This window comes from Thermosynechococcus sp. M3746_W2019_013, from assembly GCF_015296045.1.
Taxonomy (GTDB): domain Bacteria; phylum Cyanobacteriota; class Cyanobacteriia; order Thermosynechococcales; family Thermosynechococcaceae; genus Thermosynechococcus.
Window position 1 is genome coordinate 19,195 of sequence record NZ_DVDW01000042.1, and the last position, 26,959, is coordinate 46,153.

Consider the following 26,959-nt stretch of genomic DNA (forward strand, 5'->3'; position numbering starts at 1 on the left):
TGGTGTTATACGAACGGATACATACGATAGGGCAGCCAAGCAAAAGCATGATCTGCAAAATTGAGCCAAACCCATAATACCGCAAAGCTATAAGCAATAATAAGTATTAGCCACTTGATAAATAGTTTCCAGCTCTTGTCTATAAATAGATAGGGGAACTGACCAAGAACATAGATCTGAATAGGAATAAAATAAAGGCTGAGACGATCAGCTGCGGTACTGGAGCCAGTTAAGAGCAGCAGTGGGGATAAAATAGCTAACCAAGACATTGATAAATAAACTCTACTTGATAGCCTAAAAAGATTTCTAGCAGTATAGCGCTCCAGTAAAAATATGAATCCTGGTAAGAAATTCATTAATAATCTGATAAGAGTACCGGAGGATTGCAGTTGTGCTTCAATATAAGAAGTTGAAAATGCCTGGTTTAAGCTTAAAATAAAGTTCGAAGCGACAGTAAATACAATAAATAAAAAAGATAGATTGATAATATTCAATACTTTTCTGTTTTCAATGGCAGTAATGATTTGTGCGGTCAGAGGGATTAAGAGAATAAATATAGCAGTCTTATGCAGTAAAGTAGCTAGAAATAGGTTCAGAAAAAATGCAGTCAATTTACCTTCAACTAAATCAACTAAGGCAATCATTTCAAAGCCAATGGCGCCGGATTGGCGTGTATATCCCATTGCAACGACAGTGGTCAGGTATGGAAATGCAACTAGTAAACCCGCGTAAGGGTTTTTAATTTGGCGACAGAAGTAAAATAGACCAGATGTAAATATCAAGGCAACCACTGAGTTAACAAAGTAGATGTCTTGGTTCAGAGTTCCTGCTAGTTTGTTTATTGAATGATAACCAAAGTCCTTCAAAATTGCTTCTATGCCAAACCAGGACTGAGATTGTGCTTCATCGAATATGCGTAAGTACGACCCCCAATCAGCACCAACTTCAAATCTTAGGCCAATGAATAAAACATACAAAAAAAACAGAAAAAAACCATACCATCTCGGTACTTGGAGAATCACTGGTATAGCTGTTAGGGCAAAAACAATGAGGTAGGGCAGCATGAGAGAGCCGTATCTTACTGTAGCTATCTATATTACTTCAAGTGAGCTTGAAACATTGCCGCTATCTACAGTTTAGCCATCCACTGTTTGTTCTGGCTCTAGGGAACTTGAGCTGCTAAACCTATTCCCACGGAATGCCCAGCCAGTCCTAAACGCTGCAGATCAAAGCACTTTAGGTGAGCAGCCACGCAGTTGCTAACTGGGATCGCATGCTGATCCGGTTCGCTATCAGTGTGTGGATAAGACTCGCCACTTCTCCTGCATCCGTGGCGATCGCGACAAAGCACCTCACCAGCCAAGGGTTCCCTGGTTTCCTTGGTACAATTCACGCCATGCCACACCATACAAACCTGAGGAACAAAAGCCCAATGATTAATGGAATAGGCTGTTGCCAATAATCAAGATTTGACCATCTCTAAGGTGGGCCCAGCGGCTCCACGAGAATGGTGCCAGCATCCCCTGCCCGTATAGCTACATCCGTCAGGGCACCCACCCGGACGGCCAAGGTTTGACTGCAGGGGGCACGACGCAGCGGGGTGACAGTTTGACCGACCGTAAGTCCTACGGCCGCAAGGCGGCGCTGCCAAGCGGCTGTCCCGCCAATAGCAGTGATCCGCGCCGGGGTACCCAGGGGAAGGTCAGAGAGCAAGACAGGGCAATTCATGGGCCTAAACGCCGTACCTCTTGAAGGGCTTCTTTTGCCGAGGGGTAGCGATCGCTAAAGTTAAATTTCACCATCTTATTGAGTACTGCCGCTAAACCTTCACTGACTCTGACACACCGTTGCCAATCCAGTTCACCCGTGCGCGCATCTCGCGGTAGATCACGGGGCTTAATGCCCGTTAACGCCTGAAGGATAATCATGCCGACAGCATAAATATCACTGCTGAGGGTGGGCTGACCAGAGAGTTGCTCAGGGGGAGCATAGCCCATCGTACCAATAACAACGGTACTCCCCTGGGCCTTCTCCACTTCTTGAGGTTGAATTTGCTTCACTGCCCCAAAGTCAATTAGGACCAGTTTGCGATCGCTGGCACGGCGAATAAGATTATCGGGCTTAATATCGCGGTGAATCACATAGTGACTGTGGACAAAATTCAAGACTTCTAAGATTTCCCGCAGGAGTTGGATGGCCTCGGCTTCCGTGTGTTTGCGTTTCAGTTCCTCACTCAGGGAGGCACCATCAATAAATTCCTGCACTAGATAGAATTCCCCATTTTCCTCCACATAGGCAAGCAAGAGGGGAATTTGATCGTGGCGTCCTAGCTTTTCAAGGATTTCTGCTTCGGTATGAAAGAGTCGCCGCGCCACCTGCATAAAGCGCTCGTCGGTGCGTCCCGGGCGCAGATGCTTGACGACACAGAGGGGGTTTCCCGGTCGCTGGGTATCCTGAGCCAAATAGGTGCAGCCAAAGCCCCCTGACCCCAAAACTTTTTGGATTTTGTAGCGACCACTGAGGAGGGAACGAGGTTTGCCAGTAATTTCTGTGGGTTCTCGCAGCGCTGCATTGAGGGCTGCCGTATCCTCGGCCATTAACGATCGCAACAGCGCCAAGGCTTTTTCTTGCTCCTGCACTTTTTTTTGGAAAGATCTTTGCTCCTGCTGCGCCTGATAGCTGACGTAGCCTACCATCCCCACACTGCTGAGCACAAGGGCGATCGCCGGCGGCACCACAGGAATCCAGCCACTCGCCATGACAAAAATGCCAAAGCCACCACCAAAGAGGACAATGAGCCCCCCCACGACCGCGCCTCCCAACCACAGGGGTTGCCGCAGCCACCAGCCAAGGACACTCCCCACCCCAGCCCACAGGAGAATCCAGCCTAGCACCAGCGGCAGCGGCCAATACCAAATGGGACCTTCCCCTTCAAGGGCAGCCCTCAGGAATTGACTCACCATTTGCCCATGAACCACCACCCCCGGCATTTGCTGCGTCACCGCCTCACTACCGCTATAGGGGGTGAGGAAAGTATCCTTAATACTCGGCGCAGACACACCAATCAAAACCACGCGATCGCGAATGAGGTCTTCGCTCACCCGTCCACTCAGTACATCCGTTAGGGAAACCGTTGGCCCCACCGCGCCGCGTGAGCGGTACTTAAGGAGGGTTTGCATGCCGCGATCGTCCACCCCCACATAGCCACCGGCATCACTGGTAAGGAGGGGAAAATGCACATCATTCAGCGTCAAACCCCTGTCATCGAGTTTGATAGTTTGAGAGGGGTCTTGTTGTAGATAGCGCAGTGCCAACATCAGAGCAAAGGAAAAGGGCGTTGTACACCGCTGCGCCTTGGGATTGCTGATCACAAATAGGTTGCGGCGAATGACACCATCGCTATCGAGGGGAATATCCGCAAAACCCACACGGTCTGGCACCTGTGCTGGGGGAATACTTGGTGGCGGGGGCACCTCGGGTTGTTCCACTGTTTCGCCCGCTGATTTGCACACTGGAATAATGCGTGGGTTGATACGAATCATGTTTTGCAGCTCATCGTGGCCGGGGGGCTGGGGCAAATCACGGAAAATATCCAAGCCAATGGCACGTGGGCTGGCGGCATTGAGGCGGGCGAGAAGTTCTGCCACAGTGGCATCCGGCAATGGCCACGTTTTTTGGGCTTGAATGTCCTGCTCCGTCACCACCACCGTCAGGATGCGGGAATCAGGATCACGAGCGGGTTGCGATCGCACATAAAAGTCATACAAACTCAGTTCCGACGGCTGAAGCAGTCCCAGTTGGCGCACACCGATCACCACAGTAGCCGCCCCTAGAGTCGTGGCAAGAACTGGCATCGGCAGCCATTTTGGCCAAGGGTAGGACACGATTTCAACTCCTCGGGCAATTGTCCAGCGGCTCCCCAAGAGCAACGCTAGACCGATTTTAGCTTTATCGGCAGAAAGCCCAGCGCTGTATTGGTGAATGCTGCTCGAGCAACAGGGTATGGCTTTAAGAAGCGGCCAGTGCAAGCACATGCTCGCGCGGTGCTAGATGGGCGATCGCTCGCTCCCCAGCCCAATAATGTAACAAAACAATGTAACAATTTGTAACAAAAATCAGTAATCGCGCGGGGAAAACCCAACCCTTACAATAGGTTTCAGACGTGCTATTTTGCGTTACTGGCACGCCAAGCTCAGCTTTCTTGTGCGGGGATACATACCATATTGGGCATGATTCCTGATAAGTTCAGAAAAACGCCTCTTGGTGGCACGCCTATGGCCTCAATGCCTATGTCCGAACTGCCCTTTTCCCTTGATCAATTGCGAATCCTCAAGGCGATCGCCCTCGAAGGAAGTTTTAAGCGAGCCGCTGACAGCCTCTACGTCTCCCAACCCGCAGTGAGTTTACAGGTGCAAAACCTTGAGCGCCAACTGGATGTTCCCCTATTTGACCGGGGGGGGCGCCGCGCCCAACTCACCGAAGCTGGACAGCTCCTACTGGCCTACGGCGATCAAATTCTCTCCCTGTGCCATGAAGCCTGCCGTGCCATCGAAGACCTGCAAAAATTACAGGGGGGTACCCTGATCATTGGCGCAAGCCAAACCACGGGCACCTACCTGATGCCCCGCATGATTGGGCTATTTCGCAGCAAATATCCCGAAGTCGCTGTTCAGCTACATGTGCATTCCACCCGCCGCACCTGCTGGAGCTTGGTCAATGGTCAAATTGATCTAGCGATTATTGGCGGTGAAGTTCCCTCAGAACTGAGTGAGCAAATCACTGTTACCCCCTACGCGGAGGACGAACTGGCACTGATCTTACCTGTGGATCATCCCTTAGCTAGTGCCGAAACCCTCACCAAAGAAGACTTGTATAAGCTGAGCTTTATTGCTTTGGATGCCCAATCCACCATTCGCAAGGTGATTGATCAGGTCCTTCAGCGCGCCAACATTGACCCTCGCCGCCTCAAGGTAGAGATGGAGTTAAATTCCATCGAGGCGATTAAAAACGCCGTGCAGTCGGGCCTGGGGGCTGCCTTCGTCTCCATTTCCGCCATTGAGAAGGAGTTACAACTGGGGAGCCTACGGCGGATGGGTATCGAAAATGTGGTGGTGAAACGTACTCTATCGCTGATTACCAATCCCAATCGCTACCGATCGCGGGCAGCGGAGGTCTTCTGCCGCGAAATTCTCACCCAATTTGCCACCTTCGCCATCGATACAGAACTGACAACGGCCAAACCGCCCATCTCCGATAGTGAAAAGCCCCTTAAGGAACTGCTGACGATCGCCCCCCTTGAGGAAAACAGCACCAATGTCAGTAATTCTTAGGGCAAAGCACGACCAGCCCAGGGGCAGAATAGTCCCCTTCACGGGAGTTTATTATTTCGAAAAATCGGAGTATGATAGTAGATCGCGCTGTTCATAACGGATGACCATGGCCCTGCAACACGACGTCAAACAAGAAATTATCAACACCTACCAGATCCACGGTACGGATACTGGCTCTGCGGATGTCCAAGTTGCCATCCTCACAGAGCGGATCAAGCAGCTTTCTGAGCATCTCAAGGTGAATAAAAAAGATCACGCCTCTCGCCGAGGACTCCTGAAAATCATTGGCCGTCGCAAGCGGCTATTGGCCTATATCCATCGCCACAATCCCCAACGCTATCATCAACTCATTGAACGTCTGGGAATTCGGGGTTAAAGACAATGGCAAAACGGTCGGATCTGCCTTTTGAGCCTAAAAAGAAAAAAGGAGCAACCAATTCTGCTAAAGCTCCTGCTGCCGCAGCCGTCCGTTCTAAGGCCCCAAAATCCTCAGCCAAGCAAGCCAAAAAAAGTACAGGTATTCCAGAAATTGTCAGCCAACGGATGGTCACTCGGATGGCAATCTTCTGCGGTACCCCCACCCTCTTGGGACTGATGACATTTCCCCTCAGCTATTTCATTGTCCATGAGGGCTGGTTCAAGTTGCCCAATGTGGTCGTTGTCATTGCTAGTCTCAGTCTTTTTGGCCTTGGGGCCCTGGGGCTAAGCTATGGGATTCTTTCTGCCTCTTGGGATGAGCACGAGCAGGGAAGTTGGCTCGGCTGGCGAGAATTCCGCACCAATTTTGGTCGTGTTGTCGAGAGTTGGCAAGCCTATCAGGCCAAGCGATCGCAAAATGCTGAATAGTCGGAATGCTGAATAGTCGAATAGGTGCGATCGCTGATTCGCGTATGCTTCTCTAATTAAGTTCAATTCTAATGTCTAATCAAGAAAATATCAGGAATTTTTAGAGATTTTTAGCAATTTCTGTAGATTCTTTACTATAACCTTATAAGCTTATATTTGCCATCAATTCCTATAGTTACCCCCTTTCGCGAATAACTGAGCACACTCAGCAGCACCTCAGGGGGAGTTCCTGCCAACATCCGGTGCTCTCAGCATGGCCAACGGCAAAGGGTGCTAAAATCGCTCAAACCCTGTTCCCCTCGGAGAATCCCTATGACAGCAAAGGAAATGTTCCGAGCTGAAGCCTACACAAACGTGGGAAATTTGCCCATTGACCTACAGTCCTCTAGCTTTCTGCAACATTTGCTGGGGTTAGTGGCAGAGACCCTTGAAGATATTGTCGGGCTGGATGATGCTTCTGGCTTTATTGCCCTTGTGGGACAGCAAATGGGCAATCACATCAACGAGCTTTACACCCAAGCCCTTGGCGATCGCCCCCTTGATGCTAAGACAGTGGCTCAAATTCTTGTAGATCTCAAAAACCGCATTGAAGGGGGATTTTTCCTGATTGAGCAAGATGAGGAACGCATTATTTTAGGGAATCAGCGTTGCCCCCTTGGCAGTGGTGTGATTGGTCATCCCTCGTTGTGCATGATGACCTCAAGTGTCTTTGGCGTCATTGTGGCGCACCACTTGGGCTATGCCAAGGTTTGTATTGAAGCGGCGATCGCCAATGGAGATCAAGGGTGCCGCGTGGTGATCTATACCCAACCCACTGCTGCTGCCGCTGCTGCCAAAGGACGAGAGTACTATCCCATTGAATCACATTAGGTCAGTCTAAGCTAGGCAAGTAGTTCATTGCAGCGGGGTCAAGATGAGCAACTTTACACTCGATATTGGCGCATGGATTGATCTGTTGCCGGAGCCAACGCTGGTCATGGATCCCCAGGGCAACATTGTGGCCATTAACTCCAGTGGCCGTGAATTTTTTGGCGGCAGCGTGCTTGATTGCAACCTTAGGGAACTCGTAGCCACTCCTGCGGAGAAACTCAAAAAATGGCTGCTTCTTTGGCAACAGGCGGCGCAAATGGTGCCCGGCACTCTGCGAGACCCCCAAGGCCAAAAAATTGAAGTGGAAGCTGTGGGCATCCACCGTTGCCAGCCCCCCTTGATTCTGCTGCGCGTCTTGCGCCAACCTCGGTTTCTACGGCAGTTTATTGTCCAACGGCAACAGTTTGAGCAGTTGCAACAGCAGATGGCACGGCAAACGGCCTTGATTGTAGAGCTCCAGCAGCGGCAAAAACAACTAGAGGCAGAAAACCACCATCTACAGGAGATCTCACAGCAAGATAGCCTGACCAAACTGGCAAATCGGTGTGCTTTTGAGTCCTATCTGCGGTTGGTCTGGAAGGAAGCGGCAGCAACCCATACTCCCTTTGCCATTGCTCTGCTGGATATTGACCACTTCAAGCGCTACAACGACACCTATGGCCATTTGGCGGGCGATCGCGCCTTGCAACAGGTTGCCCATGCCATTCAGTCCCAAGTGCGAAAGGCGGATCTGGTGGCTCGCTATGGTGGTGAAGAGTTTGTGCTCCTGTTGTGCCAGAGCCACCATGACGCTGCCATTTGTATCTTAGAGCGGATTTTTAACCACATCCGCAGTTTAGAAATTCCCCATGCCAGTTCACCGGTAAAACCCTATCTCACCGTAAGCGCTGGCATTTGCATTGCAACTGCAACCCCCAGGGACTGCCCAATCTCTGAGGTTATCGCAACCGCCGATGCCGCTTTGTACGAGGCCAAACGCTCAGGGCGCGATCGCTATGTGTTGCAAACCTATGCTTGGATGAGTGCGCCTATCTCCTCCAGCCAATAAATTCAGCCCTGTCCCTCGGGAAAGGCCCTGTAGCTGCCGCCGCTAGATATAATGTGGGTGACCAAAGCACGGCCATCCCGTAGCCAAAACGTGATAGTTGATCGCGGTTGGGACGTTGTGTTGCAGAATGTAAAGCTGAGTTAATTTTTGGAGATCGTGTAGCCCATGTACAATGCGACGAATTCTGACAGTCGGATGTTTCGCTATGAAGTGGTGGGACTGCGACAAAATGCCGAAACTGAGAAAACCAACTATGCCATCCGCAACAGTGGCAGTCAATTTTTCAACGTTCCCTATGACCGCATGAATCAGTTTATGCAGCAGATTACCCGTTGGGGGGGCAAAATTGTTAGCATTCAACCCCTCAATGGTACGGCTGCGCCCTTGGCTGCCACCACGGAACCTGCCTCCAATAATGGTGCTGCCCCCCTTAAAGAAAAGAAAGTTGATATTCCTGTCAATATCTATCGCCCCAACAATCCCTGCATTGGTAAGGTCATCTCCAATGAAGAGCTGGTGCGTGAAGGGGGCGAGGGAACGGTCAAGCACATTATCTTTGACATTTCTGGTACCGAGTTGCGCTATCTCGAAGGTCAAAGTATTGGCATTATTCCTGCGGGTACCGATGCCAATGGCAAACCCCACAAGCTGCGCCTCTACTCTATTGCCTCGACCCGCCACGGTGACTTTCAAGATGATAAAACGGTCTCCCTGTGTGTGCGGCGGCTAGAGTACAAGGACAAAGAGACGGGGGAAACCATCTATGGCGTTTGCTCCTCCTACCTCAACCAACTGCAACCTGGCGATGAGGTGAAAATTACAGGGCCCGTGGGTAAAGAAATGCTCCTGAGCGATGACCCCGAAGCCACAATCATTATGCTGGCAACGGGAACTGGGATTGCCCCCTTCCGTGCCTTCCTGTGGCGCATGTTCAAAGAAAATAACCCCGATTATCAATTCAAGGGGCTGGCATGGCTCTTCTTTGGTGTCGCTTACACTGCAAATATTCTCTACAAGGATGAGCTAGAGGCAATACAGGCCCAGTATCCCGATCACTTCCGCCTCACCTACGCCATCAGCCGTGAGCAAAAAACTCCTGACGGCGGCAAGATGTACATCCAAGGTCGCATTGCTGAGCATGCGGACGAAATCTGGCAACTCCTCCAAAAGAAAAATACCCACGTCTATATGTGTGGTTTGAAGGGGATGGAGCCGGGTATTGATGAGGCAATGACGGCAGCGGCAGCCAAAAATGGTGCCGATTGGCAAGAGTTCCTCAAGGGCACGCTCAAAAAAGAAGGCCGCTGGCACGTGGAAACCTACTAGGGAAATCATTGGGGGGCGATCGCCCCCTTTTATGCAATTGCCGCTTGGATCTGTCAGGATAGGAGTAAAGGGAACAGTGACCGAGCAATCAATGTCGGGTGTTAGGGTCACTAAAAGGTACCCTACTTGACGCTAAGTTGTCAGTATTCCCGTATTCTAATGGTGAGTCACCCAGCGATCGCGTATGATTTATCCTCGCTTTCTGCGCAAAGCCTACCGTAAAGAACCCATCTCGGCTTTTCTTCTGCTGATGGGAGGGGTGGATTCCACCATTGGTGGCTTGGGGGGCTACAACGGTCTGCTGCTATTGGGTCTAAGTGTGATGGGAAGTGCACTTCTCTATCGCCTGCTCCAGCGATCGCCCGAACGTCCTCTTCCTGAGAAAGTACCCCAGTATGCGCTGCCGCCCCAATCCTCCCAGCCCTTGCCGATGCTGACGATGACCCGAAAGCACCCCCCCCTGCGCTAGGCCAAAGCTGAGATCATTGTCTGAAATTTCCACAAGATTTCCTGCCATTCCCGTTCAGGGTGAGAGCCCTTGACAATACCTGCCCCAGCAAAGAGATGGGCATGGTTGTCCTGAAGGTGGGCAGAGCGAATTCCGACAATGAATTCCCCTTCTCCAGTGGGTGTTACCCAACCAAGGGGCGCAGCATAGCCATTGCGATCAAAGGGTTCCAGTTGCCGCAGCCAATGTTGGGCCCGGGCAGCAGGATAGCCCGCCACTGCTGGCGTCGGATGCAAGGCCGCCACCACTTGGAGAATATGAATCGGTTGAGGCAGGGGTGCCTGAATCAAGGTTTGCAGATGTTGAATATGACTCAATTCAAGGATGCGGGGTTTTGCGGGCACCTCACAGGTCATGCCCAGCCGTTGGAGGGTTTGGCAGAGAAATTCAACAATGACCTGATGCTCGTAGCGTTCCTTGGGGCTGTGGTAAAGGCCATGGCGCAGGTTTTGATCCTCCTGTTGGGTTTGCCCCCGGGGACGGGAACCCGCCAAGGCATCGGCCCAGAGAACGCCATTGGCAATTTTGACCAAGCGTTCGGGACTGGCTCCCAAAAAGACCTGCTGCCCCTGTTGGCCAACACTGAAGATGTAGGAATTGGTGTACTGCTGGCGCAGGTTTTGCAACGTTCCCAGCCAGTTAAACCCCTGAGGCTGCTCTAGGGTGAGGGCAGCGGCTAAGACCAATTTTTCGATGTCTCCCTCCTCGAGGAGCTTGAGGGCATGCTTGACCCTGCTAATGAATTGCCCATACTGCTCAGTCAGGGGCGGTCGGGCGATCGCCAGGGGGGGTGGACAGGGGGGCGGATCAGCGAGAATGTGTGCCATTGCCCGCTGCACCAGTTGCCCGTCTTGCCAGAGGCGATGGGGTGTAGTGGTCTCTAGGGCACAGTTGAGGGTGAGCCAAACCTGATCCAGACGCTGAATGACCTGCCAGCGGGGTAAGACCCCCCGGTTAGAGCCTGTGTGATCCCAAAAACTGAATTGACAGAACATACGCGGTTCGGCTGGAGCGATCGCCCACACGCGGCTGAGGATGTGTTCACTAAAACGCTGCAGTTCCCCAAACCGTTGATGTCCCTGAACACTGCTGGTCGCCACTGCACCACAGGCAGCAACAATCTCCCCCGCTTGCTCAAGGTAAAAATGCTCACTTTCACCACTGACGTGCATCAGACCAGCCAGTAGCATCAGGGGATCAACTGTTGGTAAAGCGATGCCTAAACTGAGGAACTGACAATTGGCCTGCTGTGCTGCCTGAATTCCAGCGCTGACCTGAGTATAAAACTCGGACTCAGAGGATAAATCAAAAGTAAGGGGCAGCGAAACCGGCATAACCAAACAAGGTCAAGATTGCCCTTACATTTTCCCCTTGCTAGGGAACCTTTGGCAAAAAGACTGGAACTTGCCAATGTCACTGATTATGCTGAGGAGTAGGATCACAGTCTATTTCTGAGGCAAGTATGACTAAGGTTGTGAAAACAGATGCAGAATGGCAAGCTCAACTGACTCCTGAGCAGTACTATGTCACCCGCAAAAAGGGAACGGAGCGCGCCTTCACGGGCTGCTACTGGAATAACAAAAAGCCCGGTCTCTATCGCTGTGTCTGCTGCGGCACACCCCTCTTTCGCTCCGAGACAAAGTATGATTCCGGCACGGGTTGGCCCAGTTTTTGGCAGCCCCTTGATCCCAACAATATCCGCATGGAGCGGGATCTTTCCCACGGCATGGTGCGCACGGAAGTCTTGTGTGCTGTCTGCGATGCCCACCTGGGTCATGTCTTTGAGGATGGCCCGCCACCCACAGGACTGCGCTACTGCATTAACTCAGCGGCACTGGCATTTATCCCTGAATCTGCCGCCTCTTCATGAGTCCCGTGATTGAGCAACTGCAAAGTCTCAACCGCATTTTGGTCAAACTGGCACGGCGGCAGCCCTTCCATGGGGCGAACTTTGAGGAGATTTTGCAGGATATTCTCTGTACGAGTGCCCGGAGTCTCAATGTGGCACGGGTGAGTCTTTGGTTTTACGCCAGCGATCGCCAGCAGATTGAATGTGTGCACCTGTTTCCAGCGTCGGGGCAAGGGTTGACGGCAGGGATGAAGCTGACCGCCAGTGACTATCCTCGCTACTTTGCGGCTTTACAAGAGGAGCGCACGATTACCGCCCATGAGGCCTGGGTTGATCCGCGCACCCAAGAGTTTCGCCAAAGTTACCTCGAACCCCTTGGCATTACCTCGCTGCTGGATGTGCCTATTTGGGTCGAAGGGGTGATGATGGGCATTCTCTGCCATGAGCACGTGGGGCCGCCTCGCCAGTGGACGGTGGCGGAGGAGCAGTTTGCTGCTTCCCTGGCTGATCTCCTGTCCTTGGTAGTGGCAAGTCGCGATCGCCACCGCGCCCTCAAAGCCCTAGAGGAAAGTGAAGCCCGCTTGGCCACCTTCTTTCAAGCCACCTCTGAGGCAGTCGTCATCCATGAGCAGGGGACAATTCTCGATGTGAATGCAGCCACCGAACGGCTGTTTGGCTATAGGGCTGCAGAACTGGTGGGTCAGTCGGTGTTATTGCTGACACATCCAGAATCGCGATCGCTGATTTTAGAGCGAATTCAGCAGCCAACGGATGTTCCCTTTGAAGCTCTTGCTCGCACCAAAAGTGGTGAAGTACGGATTGTTGAGGTTCAGGGAAAATCAATTGTCTATCAGGGGCGCTGGGCACGGGTGGTGGGGATCCGGGATATTACACAACGTAAAACCGCTGAACAGAAGGTGCAATTGGCTGCCCAACAGCAACAACTACTTGCGGAAATTGCCCTGCGCCTTCGCCAAACGCTGGAACTGCCAGAGGTGCTCAATACCACAGTGGTGGAAGTGCGCCGCTATCTCCTCAGCGATCGCGTGTTTATTGTCTCTTTTGATCCGAGCACAGAAGAAATTCAAGTGGTGGCTGCGGCCATGGCTCCCCAGTGGCACACGAACCTGGAGGCTCTCCTGCAAAACGTGCCTTATCGTTCACAGCTGCTGACGACACCGGCCCCCCTCTCCTGCGGGCAGGAAAGTCTTGATTCCCATCTGCGACAGGTGTATGAAGCGCACCACATCCAATCCTGCCTGCTGATTCCAATCCAACATCAGCCCCAAGGCCTGTGCTTTTTACTGGGTGTCCACCAATGTGACCGCCAGCGAGAGTGGCAGCCCCACGAACGCGCTTTCTTGGAGCAGCTGGCAACTCAGGTAGCGATCGCCCTCCAGCAAGCAGAACTTTATCAACAATTGGCAGCCTTGAATGCCAATTTGGAACAGCAGATAGCCGAGCGCACTGGGCAGTTGCAGCAGAAAATGAGTGAACTGGAGGAACTCAACCGCCTCAAGGATATCTTCTTGCATGCGGTGTCCCATGATTTACGCACCCCGGTCCTAGGTACCCTCATGCTGATTAACCATCTCTTGCAGAGCAACACCAGCGACACGATTGCTGTACCCCGCAGCACCTTAACCTGTATTCAGCACAGCCAGCAGCGTCAACTGCATCTGATTGACACACTGCTGCATATCCAGGTGGACCGGCAACCTTCCCTCTCCTTGGCGATCGCCCCCACATCCTTAGCGACGCTTGTCAACGACATCTTGGCTGATTTGCAACCGCTGCTTCAGAAAAATAAAGCGACGGTGAACCTACAAATTCCTCCCACATTGCCCCTTGTGCCCGTTGATCCTATCCAACTGCGACGAGTCTATGAGAATTTGATCACCAACGCCCTAAAACACAATTGTCCTGGGATAACCCTCACGCTGATCGCAGAGGAACAGGGAGATAGCGTTTACTGCATTGTCAAGGATAATGGCGTCGGCATCCCCCCTGAGCAGCAATCACACCTCTTTGAGCTCTATTATCGTGGCGGTGCAAGCCACCTTCGTACGGGCATCGGTTTAGGTTTATATCTCTGCCGACAAATTATTATCGCTCATGGGGGGGAGATCGGAGTCAAAGAGGGGGATTCCGAGGGAGCAACTTTTTGGTTTCGGATTCCCTTAGCCGACCGAATTTAGCGAATAGGCAGGCAGCCCCGCACTGTTACCCTTGACAAACCCAAGGCAAAAGCGAGACACTTAAGGCCAATATCATCTTTTTATCTCGGTTTTGTGTAAAATGGCCAGTTGAAGTTTCCTGTTTTAACTTTACTCTCGTGGACATTTGTGCATAGGTTCCCTTCTAGCCACGAAACTAAGATTGTTAAAACACGAGAAATCCCATCTGGCTTTTACATTTCTGACCTGTCGCGGCAACAATACCACGGCACTTCAGAAGGGTTATACAACTCATACATTTACATTGACTTAGGAGCAATAGTGAGTCGTTATGTTGGGCAAACTCCGTGACCTGATGGGTCTAACCCCCGAAAGTGACATCTACGATGAGGAATACCCTCAAGGAACGGCACGAACACTAACCAGAGAAGCTGATGTGGAACCGCTGCCCACATCGCGGCCAAGCCTGAGTCATGACTTTGACACCAGTTCATCCCCTTCGGTGACCACTGGTTCAGTACCGACAGGATCAACTGCCTCCAATGTGATTGGTATGCCTAATGCCGGCCGTTGGTGGGGGGCAGTGGCCGAAGTATTGGTGATGCAGCCCCGCAGTTTTAGTGAAATGCCTGAGGTGATCAAAGCCCTCAAGGAGCGCAAGTCTGTGGTGCTCAATCTGACCTTGATGGAGCCAGAGCAAGCCCAACGCTCGGTGGATTTTGTTGCCGGTGCCACGTTCACCATTGATGGCCATCAAGAGCGTATTGGCGAGAGTATTTTCCTCTTTACGCCAAGCTGTGTCCAAGTGAGTACCCAAGTCGGCGGCGTTCGCCCAAGTGCCACACCAACCCCCACACCCCCGCCCGCTTGGGGTATGGATGCCCAACAACAGCGTAGTGCCTAGGGTGCCTGCCGTTGGGATCATTGGCTGTGGCCGCATGGCGGAGGCAATGCTTTCGCGGCTGCTTGTGAATGGTCTATTGCCAGACCAGGTGTGGGTATCGGCGCGATCGCCCCAGCGGCAACAGTACTTAGCCCACACCTACGGGGTTAGAGTAGCAACGAACCTAGAGGTAGCCACTGCCGAAACGCTCCTAGTGGCGGTCAAGCCACAGGTCTTTGCCGAGATTGAGTCGGAACTCGCGGATACGCCGGTAGCTCAGGAGATGGGGGTTGTCCTTTCTATCATGGCGGGCATCCATAGTGGGCGGCTGCGGCGGCTTTTTCCCCAGCGGTTGATCTTTCGGGCGATGCCGAATACACCAGCACAGGTGGGTGCCGGCGTGATTGCCCTTGCGAGTGACAGTGCCGCCAGTGAACTGGAGGTTCAAAAGATTAAGAATTTGTTGGGGGTGCTGGGGCAGGTGGTGGCTGTCAGTGAAGGGCAAATGGATGCGGTCACGGCGCTGTCTGGCTCTGGCCCTGCCTTTGTTGCTCTAATTGTCGAGGCCCTCTGTGATGCTGGGGTAGCGGTGGGCCTATCGCGATCGCTGACACAGGAACTCGTTTATGGCACAATAGCAGGCACAGTACAATTACTTAAGGAGCGTGGGCTGCATCCGGCGCAACTCAAGGATGCGGTCACCAGTCCTGCGGGGACAACCATTGCGGGTCTCGAAGTACTGGAAGCTGCCGGTATGCGTGGAACCCTTATGCAAACGGTAAAAGCGGCCTACGAGCGTTCCCAAGCCCTCAATTAAGTGCCTATGCCCAACTCTCCCACAACCGCTGATCCCCCCGCCATTGAAGGTTTAGATGTGAAGGTGGTGTTCATTGACTCCTTTGCCTGTGTTACTGCCATCACCGCCCTGGGTTTGAGCCAAATTGGCCACTGCAGTCTATTGTCTTCTGTACCCTACCGTTGGGGATTCGCCGTGGGAGCGATCGCCGCCTATCGGAATCATACGAAAATTCTGGCGCTGACCCTCTCGCAACTGGTGCAGCGGGAGGCAGGGCTCAAGGACAAGGGCTACGCCGTGAGTGAAACCGCAGAGAAGTTGACCATTGATTGCTCGCCCCAAAGCTGGCAATGGGGGGCAACCATTCTGGAAAATTTGGGCGATCGCCGGCGCCTGTATAGCCGTGCGGTCACGATTCGGCAACTGCAACCACACTTGGCTGAGGGTGGACTGTGACTGACTTGGGACGTGTAATTACCGCCATGATTACGCCATTTACAGCCGATGGCGCGATCGCCTACGATGTGGCGGCAAAACTGGCACAGCACCTTGTGGCCAATGGCTCCGATGGCATTGTTGTTTGCGGCACCACCGGCGAATCTCCCACCCTCACTTGGGAAGAGGAATTTCAACTCTTTCAAACGGTGCAGCAGGCTGTGGCGGGCAAAGCCAAAATTATTGCCGGTACGGGTTCCAACTCCACGCGGGAAGCTGTTTATGCCACGGCAAAGGCCGCAGAACTCGGCCTCGATGGTGCGCTCTTGGTTGTCCCCTACTACAACAAACCGCCCCAAGAAGGACTCTACGCCCATTTTCAAGCGATCGCCAAGGCAGTGCCGGACTTTCCCCTCATGCTCTACAACATCCCCGGCCGCACCGGGCAAAACCTGCTGCCAGAAACAGTCATCCGCCTTGCTGAGTACCCAAACATTGTTGCCATCAAAGAAGCCAGCGGCAGCCTTGATCAAGCCAGTACCCTGCGCGCTGCTCTACCGCCGACCTTTCGCATTTACTCCGGCGATGATTCCCTGACGTTGCCACTACTGGCCGTTGGTGGTTATGGTGTAGTCAGCGTGGCTAGTCACCTTGTTGGCTCACGCATTCAAGAAATGATCCAAGCCTTTGTCCAAGGAGACACGGCCAAAGCCACAGCTATTCACTGTCAACTATTGCCACTGTTCAAGGTTTTATTTGTGACGACAAACCCGATTCCGATCAAAGCCGCCCTTAGCCTCCAAGGTTGGTCAGTGGGTGAACCCCGACTGCCCCTCACGTCTGCGAGTGACGCTGTGATTGGCCAATTGAAGGCTGTTTTAGATGACCTTGGCCTACTGCAGTCTTAAGACAACGCCGGGCATTTCCCAAGCTGCACCTTTTTTGTTCGTTTCATTGTAAGGAGACCTATGAGTCAATCCGCTGCAACTGCTGCCCTAAAAATTATTCCCCTCGGTGGGCTGCATGAAATTGGCAAGAACACCTGCGTTTTTGAATTCCAAGATGAAATTATTTTGTTGGATGCAGGGCTGGCCTTTCCCACGGATGGGATGCACGGGGTCACTATCGTCCTACCTGACATGACCTACCTGCGGCAAAATCGCGACAAAATCAAGGGGATGGTTGTGACCCACGGCCATGAAGATCACATTGGTGGCATCCCTTTTCATCTGAAGCAGTTTGATATTCCTGTCATCTATGGCCCGCGCCTTGCCATGGCGCTACTGCAAGGGAAACTGGAAGAGGCGGGGGTTGCCGATCGCACCGAACTTCGCCCTGTACAGCCTCGGGAAATGGTGCGCTTGGGCAAAAATTTCCTTGTGGAGTATATCCGCAATACCCACTCCATTGCCGATAGCTTCTCGGTGGCGATTCATACCCCCATTGGCGTGATTATCCACACAGGGGATTTCAAGTTTGATTTTACCCCCGTTGATGGCGAATGCTTTGACCTGCAGCGGCTAGCGGAGCATGGGGAGAAGGGGGTGCTCTGCCTCATTAGTGACTCCACCAACTCAGAAGTCCCCGGCCATACCCCCTCGGAGCGATCTGTCTTTCCCAACTTGGATCGTGCCTTTAGCCAAGCGGAGGGGCGGATTATTTTTACTACCTTTGCCTCTTCGGTGCATCGTCTCAGTATGGCCTTGGAATTGGCTCAAAAGCATGGCCGCGTGGTCTCGGTCTTGGGTCGCTCGATGCTCAATGTGATTGCCCATGCCCGGCAGTTGGGCTATATTCGCTGCCCCGATGATCTCTTTGTGCCGCTGCACATGATGCACAAGTACCCGGATCATCAGGTGATGTACCTCACCACGGGCTCCCAAGGGGAACCCCTCTCTGCCCTGACGCGGATTTCCAAGGGGGAACACAACAAAATTAAAATCCGCCCCGGGGATACTGTCATTCTCTCGGCTCACCCGATTCCAGGGAACACGATTGCCGTGGTGAACATGATCGATCGCCTGATGCTGCAAGGCGCCAAAGTCATCTATGGTCGCGAACAGGGCATTCACGTCTCTGGTCATGCCTGCCAAGAGGATCAAAAGCTGATGCTGGCCTTGACGAAGCCCAAGTTCTTTTTACCTGTGCATGGAGAACACCGCATGTTGGTGAAACACGCCCAAACGGCTCAGAGCATGGGTATTCCCCCTGAGAATATGGTCATTATTGACAACGGCGATGTGGTGGAACTGACCCGTGACTCGATTCGGGTCATAGATAAGGTACCCGCTGGCATTGAGCTACTGGATCGCGGTGGCATTGTCAAAGCCCATGTGCTGCAAGAGCGGCAACAACTGGCTGAGGAAGGCATTATCACCGTGGCGGTGGCGGTGGGGACTGATGGCAGTCTGAAAGCTACGCCCGAAGTTCACCTGCGGGGCGTGGTCACAGCCATTGAGCCACAGGCTTGGCAGGCTTGGGTACAGGCCACGGTTGAAACCGCCTTGAGCGATCGCTGGAGTGAATATGCCCGCAATGGCGATGTGGACTGGGCGGGGGTCAAAGCCCACATTGAACGGGAACTGGTGCGACTGGTGCGCCGTGAACTTCAGGGCAATGCCTCAGTCCTATTGCTCCTGCAACCCATCGAAGTCACCCCCCCTGTGGCAACAGGAATCCGCCGGCGTCGCAGCACGACTTCTGTGGTTGGCTAGGGACCAGAGCCACCCCTTGCCTAGGGTTCTGCGTTTGCAGGCGGCTGCTTTCCTAGGAAACATTGGGGAGATGGATGGCAGACAATGGCACTTTTCCCTGAGGGGTACGGGGAATGTGGTCAACCGGAACCCAGCGCTTGGGGCATTTGTAGGCGCTGCACTGCTGCTTGAGCCATCTGCTGAGGACTTCCGGGGAAGCCTCTCCCACATAGAGAGCAACGACCTGTTCGCCCCAAAGGGGGTCGGGGGCGCCGTAAATATAGATATCTTGCACAAGGCCGCTGTTGAGCAGTAATGCCTCTAGCTCTTCAGGGTAGATATTCTCGCCACCGCTGATGATTTTGCGGCTGCTGCGTCCCAAAATGTAGAGGCGCTCGTCTCGCCATTGAGCGCGATCGTCGGTTGGGAAGATGGCTGAGTGAAAGAACTCAGGGTAATAGCCAAGGGCAAGGGAAGCCGCCTGAATCTGAATCTCGCCCGTAGGGGTCAAATCAATCTGGGCATGGGGTAAGACTTGACCACAGGAGCGATCGCCCGCCCAAAATTCCCCCTGTCGCTGGGCACAGATCATACCTGCGGTTTCTGTCATTCCATAGGTGAGACATAAGGGCAATCGCTGCGTTGCCGCTTCCTCTAACAGTTGTAACCAGGTGGGGCCGCCGCCAATAAAAATCCCCCTTAACTTCCCTAACCACGGTAGCGGTTCCGTGAGCACCTGCTGCAGTTGCCGAGGCACCAGCGAGAGCCACAGATCAAGATTGGCAGGGGGTATGGTTTGCCGTAAGTCCTGTAAATGGCTCGCCAGATAGAGTTCTCCCCCACTCCATAGCGATCGCACCACGGGCATCAGGCCACTGACATGGTACAAGGGCAAAATACTCAGGCAATGAATCGTTGATTGCTGGAGATGACTTTGCAGCCCCATCACCGCTGCCTGCAGGCTGTCCACCGTGTGAATTGCCCAACGCAACCGCCCTTGCGTGCCGCCAGTGGGAATTAGAATCCAGCCCTGGGGCCATCGTTCTCCAGATCCTTGGGGGTCTAGGGGGGGCACCCTTCCCCAAGCCATAAAATTCTGCGGCAAGATTGCTGCCACCTGCTGCCACTCTTGGGACTGCCATTGGGGATTGGCCAGTAACAGGGGCGTGCCTGTGGAGAGTGCTGCTAGAAAACCCCTGAGAAAAGAGAGGGGATCGGGTTCGGCGAGCACGAGTACCGTTGGCTGCTGCTGCTGGAGTTGCGCCTGACCGTGGGCTAATTGTTCGAGGAGGATGGCGGTAGCACTGTGCCATTGTCCGTGGCGGGCGCACCACAGCCAGTGAGGGGCAATACTCGTAAGGTTTTGTAACAAATTTGTCCTGCACCTCCCGAAACCAATGGGTAAAATCAAAGGATGAAGGAGTGCGTTTAGGAGAGAGCAGCCTGAGTATTCAACAGATGCAACGGGTAGCGGCAATTACTGACCCTAGCCTTAAACTAGCATGGACCGCCGCCTATGCCGCCGACGATCGCAAGGGAGTGGATATCTGTCTTTTAGATGTAAGGGGCGTGTCCTACCTCAGTGATTACTTTGTGATCATTACGGGACTCTCAAAAACCCAAGTGCGTGCCATTTACCAAGGGATTGAGGAGGCGGCTCTCGAACATTGCCAACGCCAACCCCAACATATTGAAGGCCAAGCGGAATGTTCATGGGTGCTGATGGACTACGGTGATGTGATTGTCCATGTGCAGTTGCCCAAGGAGCGCCAATACTACAACCTTGAGGCCTTCTGGGGCCATGCCCAGCGCCTTCCCTTTGCGCCCTTGGTGACGACCTAGGGGGTACAGGTAGGCGGTTCTTTTTGGCCTGCTACGGGGGGCGATCGCCAAACATAGCGCCATACCGCTTCTCGCACCCTTGACCCCTATTGCTGCCCCATTCCCAGAGTCAGGGCCCGACTGATTTGCTCACGGGTTCTCCTCCTAGCCGAACAACTACCCCTAACTCTGCCCGTTATCCTCTATCAATCGCAACTGGCCGCGAAACGCTACACGCTGTTGCAAAATGCGAGCGATCGCACCGCAGTACTCACCTTTGATCTGGCAACCTGAGCACCCTTGCCGCCTACAAATCGTAGCCCCGCCATCAAGACACTGGGGCAACGGAACAGTGTGGGGTTTTGGACACAGCCTGAGCAACCCCTAACGCTTACGGGGACTATTGGCAGCGGTTTGGTATGGTGAAGATAAAGAAAGGATAAAAACAGTTTATCTGCCCATCCACCATGACCTCCTCCAACGCCACCTCCAACCTTGATCGTGAGTCAGTTTGGCATGCTCTGAGTGCCGATGAAGCCATTAGCCGTCTTGGGAGTGATCCCCAACAGGGGTTAAGTTTTGCAGAAGTGCAACGGCGACAAGCCCAATATGGGCGCAATGAACTTGTTGACAATGGCCGCCGCCCCCGCTGGCAGATCTTCACGGATCAGTTTCGCAATGTAATGCTGATCATGCTGCTGGTGGTGGCCTTCATTTCTGGCACATTGGAGATTCTTGAATCCCTCCAGGAAAACAGGATTCCCTTCCCCAAGGACGCAACCGCAATTCTGGTGGTGGTGATTCTCAATGCCATTTTGGGCTATGTTCAAGAAGCCCGGGCTGAGGAGGCTCTAGCAGCCCTGAAAAATATGGCCGCACCCAAGGTGCGTGTCCTGCGGGAAGGCAAAGTCATGGCAATTGACTCCCCTGAACTGGTTGTCGGGGATATTTTCTTTTTGGAAACGGGGGTAAAAGTGGCTGCCGATGGTCGGCTTCTAGAAGCCGTTAACCTGCAAATCCGCGAGGCTGCCCTTACAGGTGAAGCAGAAGCCGCTAGTAAAAATGCTGCGAACATTTTGCCCCTTGATACTGAAGTGGGCGATCGCGCCAATCTAGTGTTTGCAGGCACAGAGGTCAGCCAAGGGCGAGGGGTCGCCGTCGTCACCGCGATCGGCATGGATACCGAACTCGGGAAAATTGCTGCTGCCCTCCAAGGGGTCGAGCAGGAACCCACACCACTGCAAAAACGGATGACCGAGCTGGGAAATCGCTTAGTGGGGTTTTCCTTGGTGCTGGTGAGCATTGTTGTGATGGCGGGGGGGCTGTACGACCCTTCACTGCTGCGGCATCTCATTGAAGTTTCCCTGAGTATGGCGGTGGCAGTGGTCCCCGAAGGCTTGCCCGCTGTGATTACCGTCACCCTTGCCTTGGGAACGCAACGGATGGTGAAACGCCATGCCCTGATTCGTCGGCTGCCGGCAGTAGAGACATTGGGGAGTGTGACAGTTATCTGCTCCGACAAAACAGGTACCCTCACCCAAAACAAAATGGTGGTGCAGGCGATCGCCACAACGTCCTATCGTGCCAAGGTGAGGGGCAATGGCTATGAACCCAAGGGGGACTTTTACGACGCCAATACCGATGACCCCTTAGCACTGTACGAACGGCACCTACTGCTACTGGCAGGGGCACTGTGTAATGATGCCCTGCTCAAACAACACGCAGCCGAATGGGTGATCCTCGGTGACCCGACAGAAGGCTCCCTCCTGCCCTTGGCCGCCAAGGGGGGCATTGATCTGAAAGCGCTACGGGAAACGGCGGAGCGGGTCGCTGAGTTTCCCTTTGATGCCAATCGCAAGCGCATGAGTACCCTCTATCGCAGTGAGTCTGTTCCTGCGATTCCCGCCAAGGAACCCTACTGGATGATCACCAAAGGGTCACCCGAGCTAACCCTGGAACGCTGTCAATGGCGGCAGGTGGGACAAGAGATTCAACCCCTAACACTGGCGGAGCGCCAAGAGATTCTCGCTGAAAACGATCGCTTTGCCGCTCAGGGTCTGCGGGTCTTGGGGATTGCCCATCGCTACTGGTCAGAGTTGCCGCCGCCAGAGAGTGTCGAGACCAGTGAGCAGGAGTTAATTTGGTTGGGGCTGGTGGGCATTCTTGATCCCCCCCGCCCGGAGGTGCTGGAGGCCGTCGCCACCTGTCGCACTGCCGGCATTCGCCCGATGATGATTACAGGCGATCATCCACTGACTGCCCAGGCGATCGCCAGTCAAATTGGCATCTGTGAGTGGGGCGCTCCGACCCTCACGGGTCGGAACATTGAAAAAATGAGTAGCGAGGAATTGGATGCTGTCACCCCCACCGTCAGCGTCTATGCCCGGGTTTCCCCAGAACATAAACTGCGGATTGTCAAATCGCTGCAACGTCACGGTGAAATTGTGGCCATGACTGGCGATGGTGTGAATGATGCCCCCGCTCTTAAACAAGCGGATATCGGGGTAGCCATGGGGATGACGGGTACTGATGTCACCAAGGAAGCCAGTGATATGGTGCTCTTGGATGATAACTTTGCTACGATTGTGGCCGCTACCGAGCAAGGGCGAGTCATTTACAGCAACATTCGTCGCTTTATTAGATACATTCTCGGCTCCAATATTGGCGAAGTGATTACGATCGCCTGCTCACCCCTGCTGGGACTAGGGGGCGTTCCCCTAACGCCCTTGCAAATTCTCTGGATGAACCTAGTCACTGATGGCCTACCTGCCCTTGCTCTGGCCGTTGAACCGGGGGACCCTGAGGTCATGAAGCGCCCTCCCATTCAGCCGAATGAGAGCATTTTTGGCCGCGGCATGGGTTCCTACATGATTCGCGTTGGCTTGATCTTGGCCATCGTCGGCATTGCCCTCATGGTATGGGCGTATAGCTACACTGCCGAGCACATGGAGGGGGGTCTAGATCCACAGCGTTGGACAACTATGGTCTTTACCACCCTCTGCCTTTCCCAAATGGGTCATGCCCTTGCTGCTCGTTCGAGTACACGACTGACCATTGAAATGAACCCCGCCTCCAATCTCTTTGTTTGGGCATCGGTTATTTTGACAACGATTCTGCAACTACTGCTAATCTATGCTCCACCCCTGCGGCAGTTTTTTGGTACCTACCTGATCTCGGGAACTGAGCTAGCCGTCTGTATTGGCTTTAGCATGCTTGTCTTTGTCTGGGTGGAGCTGGAGAAACTGGTGTTGCGGCTATTCAATAAGGGCCCAGAACTCAAGCTATTGGAATAGGCTCCCTAAAAGCCCATCACCTTGGCCACGGTTTGTTCTGTGGGTTCAATGTGGCGGTGGAAGCGATCGCTCTCCTGCTTGAGCGCTGTTTCTGGATCCTTGAGGCCATTGCCCGTCAGCACACAAACTACCGTGGCACCGCTGGGCACCTGATCTGCTAACTTCAAAAGGCCAGCCACAGAAGCGGCACTCGCAGGTTCACAGAAGATTCCTTCCTCGGAGGCCAGCAGACAATAGGCATTCAGGATTTCCTCATCCGTAACGGCATTAAAGGCACCTTGGCTGGCTTCCTTGACCGCGATCGCCCGTTGCCAGTTGGCAGGATTGCCAATACGAATGGCCGTCGCAACCGTTTCGGGATGCATAACAATCTCACCCTTGACAAGGGGGGCAGACCCCGCTGCTTGAAAGCCCATCATCCGCGGCAGGCGATCGCAACGGTTTTGCTCACGATACTGGCAAAAGCCCATCCAGTAGGCGGTAATGTTACCGGCATTGCCCATAGGAATGCAGAGCCAGTCGGGGGCATTGCCCAAGCTATCTACCACCTCAAAGGCCGCTGTTTTCTGTCCTTCCAGCCGATAGGGATTGACGGAATTGACCAGGGTCACGGGGTAGGTTTCCGCCATGAGGCGCACAATTTCCAAGGCTTTATCAAAGTTGCCCTCAATGGCAATGACTTCAGCACCATACAGAAGCGCTTGGGCGAGTTTTCCTTGGGCAACATAGCCCTCTGGCACCAGGACATAGGCGCGTAGTCCAGCTCGTCGGGCATAGGCCGCCGCAGCGGCTGAGGTATTCCCTGTGCTGGCACAAATCACCGCCTCAGCACCTACTTCCTTGGCCTTGGAAATGGCCATGGTCATGCCGCGATCCTTGAAGCTCCCGGTGGGGTTAAGGCCATCGTACTTGACATAAACTGAGACGTTGCGGCCAATCCGCGCTGCAATTTGAGGCACCGGAATCAATGGCGTATTCCCCTCATAGAGGGTGATCACTGGGGTGCGATCGCTCACGGGCAAAAAGTCACCGTAGGCGTGAATTAGGCCATGCCAAGCAGGACGGATGGGGGGAGCAGAGAGGGTTACAGGCACAGGTACGCAGTCAAGAAATATGAATAAACTTGAGGCTGAGGATAGAGTGCAGCCACACAGTAGGATAATTTTAGCCATCAGGGGTTACACTTGCCAATTGCCTCGCTGGGGGAGAGCTACACAATGCGTTTAATTTTGATTCGTCATGGAGAAGCTGTTGGCAATGATTCGGGCGTCATGCTGGGACGGCAAGATGTGCCCCTCACAGAACGGGGACGGCAGCAAGCCCTTGCCCTGCGGGAAAAACTCCCCCGACCGAATACCATTTACACCAGTCCACTGCAACGCTGCTACGATACGGCTACGCTGATGAATCCCTGTCCCGACTTAAAAATTCAAGAGCTAGCGGAGTTAATTGAAATTGATCAAGGAATTTTTACGGGACTGACATGGGCACAGGCACAGGCACGACATCCTGGCCTCTGTGAAGAACTGGAAGAGAGCGATCACCTGATTCCAGTCCCCGAAGCCGAGTCAATGGCCATGGCTTGGCAGCGGGCAAAACAGGCTTGGAAACAACTGCGACGCCACAGCGATGAGGACTGCGTTTGGTGTATTAGTCATGGCGGTTTTTTGCAGTGCCTCATTAGTGTGGTGCTGGGGAGCGATCGCCTCTGGGGAATGGAGATTCCCCCCGCCGCTTGGTTTGACTTCTCAGTACGGCTGGATTTAGATGGACGCTTTGAAGCGGAAAATACCCGCTGGTGGCGCATCAATGCCTTCAATCAGTTCCCCTAGCCATCCAGCCGCATTAGGTTGTCAACAAACTGCACTGGGCGCAACTAGGGTAAAGATGGCGCCCGCAAAACACTGAGACCCTCAGCTAAGGAATTGTTACCCAGCACGCTTCTTCATCAAATTCATCAACTAAACGAAAGCGTTGAAATGTTCCTCGGCCGCTTTGGCGATCGATCCAGATGGGCAGGCTAATCAGACCGCGGTTGTCCCGAATGAGCCAGTGGATTGAACCGTCGTTGTCACGATAGGGGCGGATGCCATTCACCAGTGCCCAGGATTCTCCTAGACTGAGCCCCCCAAAGCGAGTGATTTGAGCGGGGGTGGAAAGGGCCCTCGCCACCCGGTCGGCGAGCTTCACTGTCCCCGCTTCTTTATTGGAATCAATCTGGACAACCACTTTCAAATCTGTGAGCAGTTCGTGGTAATTGGGTTTTGAGAACTGGCTAGTTGAATAAGTTCCCAAGTTTTGTTTGCTGTACTTATGATGCCGTTGCTTCCTCAAAATTCGGGAGATTGGTGGATCGCCACCGATGATGCCAATGGCTAGCTTCACTCCCTGATGTTTGTTTATGTCAACTTCCCCTACAAGGGATAGAAGAAGTCCATAAATTGTGGATGGCGGTGGGTAACGATAGGTTTCTTTGTAGTCTCGGGCAAAGTTGCGGGGAAAACTGGTACAGGGACAATCAATGTAAAGTTGCATTAGGCAGGCACCTTAATGTTCAGTTGTTGCTGGAGTTGTTCTTTGGCTTGGGCGATCGCTTCCTTTACCCCACGGTAGACTTGAACCCCTAAGGTCTTTAACTGCTCACCATAGGGAGTATCCGCTATCTCACCGCCAACAATTAACTCATTAGCTTTTACATCCCCCACTTCAATCAGCCGCACTAGCTGTGGGCAGCCCACCGATTCCCCAATGCGTTTGAACACGCCCATAATCCAAGGGCTTGGATCATCTGTTATCCGCAGAACAATTGACTCTGGGCGAAAGTCGTACAAGAAGCGAGCATGGTTGCCCCCCACATGACGTACAGCGCCAATGGCATCCAAGGCTAACAGTGCCCGCTCAGGTTTGCTCAGGCCTTCAGGCGTGAGGGCAATCGTGTATTGATAGGCAGTGTGGTGAACCTCAGTGTTATGAATCGAGGTTTTGCCCTTCTCACCTCCCTTGGAACCAAAGGTCACATCGCCCCAGTAGGGGTCAAGGCTCATAGCACGGCTAACTTCCAAGGCACCGCGCCGTTTTCTGGTG

General features: G+C 53.3%; 24 protein-coding genes and 1 pseudogene. 17 read left to right on the forward strand and 8 right to left on the reverse strand.

Annotation, left to right across the window (positions count from 1 at the left end):
* Positions 1-5 precede the first annotated feature (5 nt).
* From IGQ16_RS07820 to IGQ16_RS07830, 3 genes are all read right to left on the reverse strand, one after another.
* Entirely contained in the window at positions 6-1,064 is a 1,059-nt protein-coding gene (locus IGQ16_RS07820; RefSeq protein WP_297060937.1) for an EpsG family protein, read from the reverse strand.
* Between the two features lie 415 nt (positions 1,065-1,479).
* On the reverse strand, positions 1,480-1,728 hold the full coding sequence (locus tag IGQ16_RS07825; protein ID WP_024124507.1) for a FeoA family protein: 249 nt from the start codon (positions 1,726-1,728) through the stop codon (positions 1,480-1,482).
* The gene (locus IGQ16_RS07830; protein WP_297060939.1) at positions 1,725-3,884 is read right to left on the reverse strand and encodes a CHASE2 domain-containing serine/threonine-protein kinase; all 2,160 of its coding nucleotides are present in this window, start codon (positions 3,882-3,884) and stop codon (positions 1,725-1,727) included. Before IGQ16_RS07830 ends, IGQ16_RS07825 begins: the two co-directional genes overlap by 4 nt.
* A gap of 405 nt (positions 3,885-4,289) precedes the next feature.
* On the opposite strand from IGQ16_RS07830, the gene IGQ16_RS07835 reads away from it, so the two are divergent.
* From IGQ16_RS07835 to IGQ16_RS07865, 7 genes are all read left to right on the forward strand, one after another.
* Positions 4,290-5,330 (forward strand): LysR family transcriptional regulator, encoded by a 1,041-nt coding sequence (locus tag IGQ16_RS07835; protein ID WP_041429052.1) that lies wholly within the window; start codon positions 4,290-4,292, stop codon positions 5,328-5,330.
* A gap of 106 nt (positions 5,331-5,436) precedes the next feature.
* Complete coding sequence (gene rpsO, locus IGQ16_RS07840; protein WP_297060965.1) at positions 5,437-5,706, forward strand: 30S ribosomal protein S15; 270 nt, start codon at positions 5,437-5,439, stop codon at positions 5,704-5,706.
* Positions 5,707-5,711: 5 nt separating this feature from the next.
* Complete coding sequence (locus IGQ16_RS07845; RefSeq protein ID WP_297041153.1) at positions 5,712-6,176, forward strand: PAM68 family protein; 465 nt, start codon at positions 5,712-5,714, stop codon at positions 6,174-6,176.
* Positions 6,177-6,488: 312 nt separating this feature from the next.
* Entirely contained in the window at positions 6,489-7,046 is a 558-nt protein-coding gene (locus IGQ16_RS07850; RefSeq protein ID WP_041429053.1) for a methanogen output domain 1-containing protein, read from the forward strand.
* Positions 7,047-7,089: 43 nt separating this feature from the next.
* Positions 7,090-8,094 (forward strand): GGDEF domain-containing protein, encoded by a 1,005-nt coding sequence (locus IGQ16_RS07855; RefSeq protein WP_297041150.1) that lies wholly within the window; start codon positions 7,090-7,092, stop codon positions 8,092-8,094.
* Positions 8,095-8,259: 165 nt separating this feature from the next.
* A complete protein-coding gene (gene petH / locus IGQ16_RS07860; protein WP_297060943.1) occupies positions 8,260-9,420 on the forward strand; it encodes a ferredoxin--NADP reductase in 1,161 nt (386 codons plus the stop codon).
* 184 nt (positions 9,421-9,604) lie between these two features.
* Complete coding sequence (locus IGQ16_RS07865; RefSeq protein WP_297041146.1) at positions 9,605-9,889, forward strand: hypothetical protein; 285 nt, start codon at positions 9,605-9,607, stop codon at positions 9,887-9,889.
* Here the strand turns inward: IGQ16_RS07865 and IGQ16_RS07870 are convergent.
* Positions 9,886-11,262 (reverse strand): isochorismate synthase MenF, encoded by a 1,377-nt coding sequence (locus IGQ16_RS07870; protein ID WP_024124515.1) that lies wholly within the window; start codon positions 11,260-11,262, stop codon positions 9,886-9,888. The genes IGQ16_RS07865 and IGQ16_RS07870 overlap by 4 nt on opposite strands.
* 128 nt (positions 11,263-11,390) lie before the next feature.
* On the opposite strand from IGQ16_RS07870, the gene msrB reads away from it, so the two are divergent.
* From msrB to IGQ16_RS07905, 7 genes are all read left to right on the forward strand, one after another.
* Positions 11,391-11,798: a peptide-methionine (R)-S-oxide reductase MsrB gene (msrB, locus tag IGQ16_RS07875; RefSeq protein ID WP_024124516.1), complete on the forward strand. Its 408-nt coding sequence runs from the start codon at positions 11,391-11,393 to the stop codon at positions 11,796-11,798.
* The gene (locus IGQ16_RS07880; RefSeq protein ID WP_297060945.1) at positions 11,795-13,975 is read left to right on the forward strand and encodes a GAF domain-containing protein; all 2,181 of its coding nucleotides are present in this window, start codon (positions 11,795-11,797) and stop codon (positions 13,973-13,975) included. The genes msrB and IGQ16_RS07880 overlap by 4 nt, the downstream gene beginning before the upstream one ends.
* A 310-nt stretch (positions 13,976-14,285) precedes the next feature.
* Entirely contained in the window at positions 14,286-14,858 is a 573-nt protein-coding gene (locus IGQ16_RS07885) for a cell division protein SepF (RefSeq protein WP_024124518.1), read from the forward strand.
* Positions 14,833-15,654, forward strand: a complete 822-nt coding sequence (proC, locus tag IGQ16_RS07890) for a pyrroline-5-carboxylate reductase (RefSeq protein ID WP_041429055.1) — start codon at positions 14,833-14,835, stop codon at positions 15,652-15,654. The genes IGQ16_RS07885 and proC overlap by 26 nt, the downstream gene beginning before the upstream one ends.
* Before the next feature lie 6 nt (positions 15,655-15,660).
* Positions 15,661-16,089 carry a hypothetical protein gene (locus IGQ16_RS07895; RefSeq protein ID WP_297060949.1) on the forward strand — a complete coding sequence of 143 codons (429 nt, stop codon included), beginning with the start codon at positions 15,661-15,663 and terminating at the stop codon, positions 16,087-16,089.
* Positions 16,086-16,976 (forward strand): 4-hydroxy-tetrahydrodipicolinate synthase, encoded by an 891-nt coding sequence (gene dapA / locus IGQ16_RS07900; RefSeq protein WP_297060951.1) that lies wholly within the window; start codon positions 16,086-16,088, stop codon positions 16,974-16,976. Before IGQ16_RS07895 ends, dapA begins: the two co-directional genes overlap by 4 nt.
* A 60-nt stretch (positions 16,977-17,036) precedes the next feature.
* On the forward strand, positions 17,037-18,782 hold the full coding sequence (locus tag IGQ16_RS07905) for a ribonuclease J (protein WP_297039555.1): 1,746 nt from the start codon (positions 17,037-17,039) through the stop codon (positions 18,780-18,782).
* 52 nt (positions 18,783-18,834) lie between these two features.
* On the opposite strand, the gene IGQ16_RS07910 is transcribed toward IGQ16_RS07905, so the two are convergent.
* On the reverse strand, positions 18,835-20,133 hold the full coding sequence (locus tag IGQ16_RS07910) for an AMP-binding protein (RefSeq protein WP_297060954.1): 1,299 nt from the start codon (positions 20,131-20,133) through the stop codon (positions 18,835-18,837).
* A 50-nt stretch (positions 20,134-20,183) separates the two neighbouring features.
* On the opposite strand from IGQ16_RS07910, the gene rsfS reads away from it, so the two are divergent.
* Positions 20,184-20,603: a ribosome silencing factor gene (gene rsfS, locus IGQ16_RS07915; RefSeq protein WP_297060956.1), complete on the forward strand. Its 420-nt coding sequence runs from the start codon at positions 20,184-20,186 to the stop codon at positions 20,601-20,603.
* Positions 20,604-21,049: 446 nt separating this feature from the next.
* Positions 21,050-23,875, forward strand: a complete 2,826-nt coding sequence (locus IGQ16_RS07920) for a cation-translocating P-type ATPase (protein WP_297060959.1) — start codon at positions 21,050-21,052, stop codon at positions 23,873-23,875.
* A gap of 5 nt (positions 23,876-23,880) precedes the next feature.
* Here the strand turns inward: IGQ16_RS07920 and thrC are convergent, their stop codons facing one another.
* The gene (thrC, locus tag IGQ16_RS07925; protein ID WP_367116119.1) at positions 23,881-24,969 is read right to left on the reverse strand and encodes a threonine synthase; all 1,089 of its coding nucleotides are present in this window, start codon (positions 24,967-24,969) and stop codon (positions 23,881-23,883) included.
* A 123-nt stretch (positions 24,970-25,092) separates the two neighbouring features.
* On the opposite strand from thrC, the gene IGQ16_RS07930 reads away from it, so the two are divergent.
* Positions 25,093-25,707: a histidine phosphatase family protein gene (locus IGQ16_RS07930; protein ID WP_297040878.1), complete on the forward strand. Its 615-nt coding sequence runs from the start codon at positions 25,093-25,095 to the stop codon at positions 25,705-25,707.
* A gap of 85 nt (positions 25,708-25,792) precedes the next feature.
* On the opposite strand, the gene cas5 is transcribed toward IGQ16_RS07930, so the two are convergent.
* Positions 25,793-26,410: a type I-MYXAN CRISPR-associated protein Cas5/Cmx5/DevS gene (gene cas5 / locus IGQ16_RS07935; RefSeq protein ID WP_297040879.1), complete on the reverse strand. Its 618-nt coding sequence runs from the start codon at positions 26,408-26,410 to the stop codon at positions 25,793-25,795.
* Positions 26,410-26,959, reverse strand: a pseudogene (locus IGQ16_RS07940) (type I-B CRISPR-associated protein Cas7/Cst2/DevR); the annotation flags it as partial. The pseudogene IGQ16_RS07940 and the gene cas5, both read right to left, overlap by 1 nt.